The sequence below is a fragment of the Actinomycetota bacterium genome, from assembly GCA_030776725.1.
Classification (GTDB): Bacteria; Actinomycetota; Nitriliruptoria; order Nitriliruptorales; family JAHWKO01; genus JAHWKW01.
Window position 1 is genome coordinate 1 of record JALYHG010000118.1, and the last position, 3721, is coordinate 3721.

Consider the following 3721-nt stretch of genomic DNA (forward strand, 5'->3'; position numbering starts at 1 on the left):
TCCGGCCGAAGCCGGCCACCCAGGCGCGGTCGCGGTCCACGAGCGGGTCGGGACGGAGCTCGACCTGCACGTCGCGCAGCCCGTGTGACGCCAGCAGGACCTCGACCTCTTCCTCGGTCGCCTCCGAGCGGTAGACCCGCCCCAGGATGTGGTCGTCGACCGCGACGAGGTCTGCGCTACCCCGTGGGCACGAGAAGTACACCGGTCCGGTGTCGAGGTGGTACAGCAACCGGGCGAAGGTGTCACGCCACGCCGAGCGCGGAAGATGCACCAACGCCCCCGACAGCCACAGGCCCTGGAAGGTGCGCGGACCGAACGGCAGCCGGTCGTAGGGAGCGCACACGAGCGGGTGCTTGGGCAGCAGGAGCCGCGCCTCACGCAGCGCGCCCAGCGACAGGTCCACGCCCACGGGGGCCACACCCATGTCGGTGAGGTTGCGCAGATCGCTGGCGGGTCCGCATCCCACGTCGAGGACCAGCGCCCCGGGTGCGGCCAGCCCCGCGAACCGACGCACGTCCTGCAGGGGGCGCCGGCGGCGCAGCGCCTCCTGGTAGGCACGGGCGTGCTGGTCGTACGCCGCGATGCTGGTGGCGGTCCGCTCGTCCAGCTGCACGTGGTCCCCCGTCCGGCCGCGCGGCGATGGTAGACGCAGCTGTCTGCGGCCAGCGATCGCGGTCTGCCAGCGACCGGCGGCTCGGAAGCGCGGAGCGTCTCACTGGCCGAACGGGGCGAGGAGCACACCACGCATCCTCGTAGGCTCGACCTGCCGCACCACTCAACGGCGCCGGGAGGGTCGATGAGCGAGTTAGTGGCCGAGTTCTCCGCGCTGTCCAAGGACGACACCGGCCTGGCGGGCGGGAAGGGCGCCAACCTCGGGGAGCTGGTCACCGCAGGTCTGCCCGTCCCGCCGGGGTTCGTGGTCACCGCGGCGGCGTACCGGGCCGCGATGGAGCAGGCCGGGGCGCGCGACGAGCTCCGCCAGCTGACGGTCGAGGCGGACGCGGACGACCCCGACCACGTTCAGCGGGTCGCCGAGCGGGCGCGTGAGGTGGTACGCGACGCCGGCATCCCCGACGAACTGCGCGAGGCGGTGCTGGCCGCCTACCGCGACCTCAGCGGCGACGGCACCGAGCTGGTGGCGGTGCGGTCGTCGGCCACCACCGAGGACACCGAGGAGGCGTCCTTCGCGGGGATGAACGAGACGTTCACGAACGTCATCGGTGAGGACACGCTGCTGGAGCGGCTCGTGGACTGCTGGGCGTCGATCTTCACCGAGCGGGTGCTCACCTACCGCGCCAGGCGCGGCATCGACGAGGAGCCCGCCATCGCGGTCGTGATCCAGCGCATGGTCGATGCGGACCGGGCTGGCGTGGTGTTCACGGTCGATCCGAGCGGGGACCGCGATGAGATGATCGTCGAGGCCGCGTTCGGGCTCGGGGACGCGGTGGTGGCCGGCGAGGTCGAACCCGACACGTACGTGCTGCACCGCGGCGATGACGGCGTCGAGGTCGCTGACGTCCGGATCGGCCACAAGGACAAGAAGATCGTGCGGGGCGACGGCGGGGGCAACCGCGAGGTCGAGCTCGACGACGACGAGGCGTCGCGCCGGGTCCTGGACGACGATCAGCTGCTGGAGCTCGCGGAGCTGGCACTGCGGGTCGAGGAGCACTACGGCGCCCCCCAGGACATCGAGTGGGCGGCGGAAGACGGTCAGTTCTTCCTGGTGCAGACACGCCCGATCACCACCCTGGACGAAGACGAGCCCGAGGACGACGAAACCGGCGACGGGGAACGTCTCGCCGCCGCCGAGGTCCTGGTCGAAGGGCTGGGCGCGTCCGCCGGGACCGCAGCGGGCCCGGTGCGGATCCTGCAGTCCCGGGACCAGGGCGACCGCTTCGAGGACGGCGACATCCTCGTCACCGACATGACCGCGCCCGACTGGGTGCCGATCATGAGCCGGGCGGCGGCGTTCGTGACCGACTCCGGCGGGATGACCAGCCACGCGGCGATCGTGGGCCGAGAGATGCAGGTGCCCTGCATCGTTGGGACCGGCGACGCGACCAGCAAGCTCTCCGACGGCGCCACGGTCACCGTCGACGGTGAGGCGGGCGTGGTGTACGCCGGGGACGTCACCGACCAGCTGCAGGAGCCGCGGTCTGGCGGGCCTGAGGCCGCCCCCCGCGACCGTGAGCGACCCCCGGAGGCGGCGATCCCCCTGGCGACGCAGCTGTACGTCAACCTGGCGATCCCGCGCCGCGCCGAGGAGGCGGCCGAGCTCCCGGTGGACGGCGTCGGGCTGCTGCGTGCCGAGTTCCTGATCACCGAGGCGCTGCAGGGTGAGCACCCGCGCTACGTCCTGGCGCAGGGCCGCCGCGACGAGGCTGCCGCCGCGATGGCCGAGAAGATCCTGCAGATCACCCGGCCGTTCCACCCGCGCCCCGTCATCTACCGCGCCACCGACTTCAAGACGAACGAGTTCCGGGGCCTCAAAGGTGGTGAGGAGTACGAGCCCCAAGAGGAGAACCCGATGCTGGGCTACCGCGGCTGCTTCCGCTACGTCCGCGACCCCGAGATGTTCTCCTTCGAGCTGGAGGTCCTGGCGCGCGTCCGGGAGGAGACCGACAACCTGCACCTGATGATCTCGTTCGTCCGCACCCGTTGGGAGCTGGAGGAGTGCCTGGAGGCGATCGACGAGAGTCCGCTCGGTGACGACCGCGGCTTGAAGCGGTGGGTCATGGCGGAGGTCCCGTCGGTGGTGTACCGGATCCCCGAGTACGCCGAGCTGGGCATCGACGGCGTCTCGATCGGATCGAACGACCTCACGCAGCTGATGTTGGGCGTCGACCGTGACAACCCGGTGCTCTCGGAGCTGTTCGATGAGATGGACGCGGCCGTCCTCGACGCCGTGCAGCGCATCATCGTGGCATGCCGCGAGTCGGGCTTGACATCGTCGCTGTGTGGTCAGGCTCCCTCCGACCGCCCCGAGTTCGCCGAGCAGCTGGTCCGGTTCGGGATCACGTCGATCTCGGTCAACGCCGACGCGGCGGTGGACGTCCGCCGGACCATCGCCGCGGCGGAACGACGCCTGCTGGTGGAGTCCGCCCGCGCCGACGGGGCGGTCCGGTAACGGGCTGCGACTTGCGCGCTCGCCGCCCGGGCGGTGACGGCTGCTAGCGTCCGCGCGCACCGACTGCCCCGACCGTGGTGGACGGACCCGTGGCTCGAACGTGATCCGCCGTGCCGTGGCGTGCCTGCTGGTCGGCGGTGCGTTGCTGAGCGCCTGCGACGGTGACAGCGGCACCGACGCCCGCCCGACCCCGACCGCCGACGCCACCGAGGCCACTGACGCGGCTGTTGCCCCCCCGCCGGTGCGGGGAGAAGCCACCGTGCTCGTGCAGAGCACGTTCAACGGGCCGATCGTCTTCCACGACCGTCCCAGGCCGCCCGCGGACGAGGCCACAGCGGCCGCGATGGTGCAGCGGGCCACCGACTGGCTCGACCGCCACCTCACCGACCTGCAAGCCGGCGGCGGGGGCCTGCTGGCCGAGGTCGCGGCCGACGGGCTCCTCGACGGCGCCGACCCGGCGCTCCTGACGTCGGTCACGCGAGACCTGACCGGCCCCGACCGCCCCGTGCGCACGGCGCTGTACCACGTGGTGGTGGCCGAGGAGGGCTCCCCGCAGTTCCTCCGGATGACCGCACTGGTCGAGACCACCGACGG

At 72.1% G+C, this 3721-nt stretch carries 3 protein-coding genes; 2 read left to right on the forward strand and 1 reads right to left on the reverse strand.

The window, feature by feature from the left end; translation table 11 throughout:
- On the reverse strand, positions 1 to 613 hold a 613-nt coding region (locus M3N57_05415), incomplete at its 3' end, for a class I SAM-dependent methyltransferase (protein MDP9022134.1).
- 183 nt (positions 614 to 796) lie between these two features.
- Here M3N57_05415 and ppsA point away from each other — a divergent pair.
- Both ppsA and M3N57_05425 read left to right on the forward strand, forming a co-directional pair.
- Positions 797 to 3127 carry a phosphoenolpyruvate synthase gene (gene ppsA / locus M3N57_05420; GenBank protein ID MDP9022135.1) on the forward strand — a complete coding sequence of 777 codons (2331 nt, stop codon included), beginning with the start codon at positions 797 to 799 and terminating at the stop codon, positions 3125 to 3127.
- 100 nt (positions 3128 to 3227) lie between these two features.
- A partial coding sequence (locus M3N57_05425; protein ID MDP9022136.1) for a hypothetical protein occupies positions 3228 to 3721 on the forward strand: 494 nt, incomplete at its 3' end.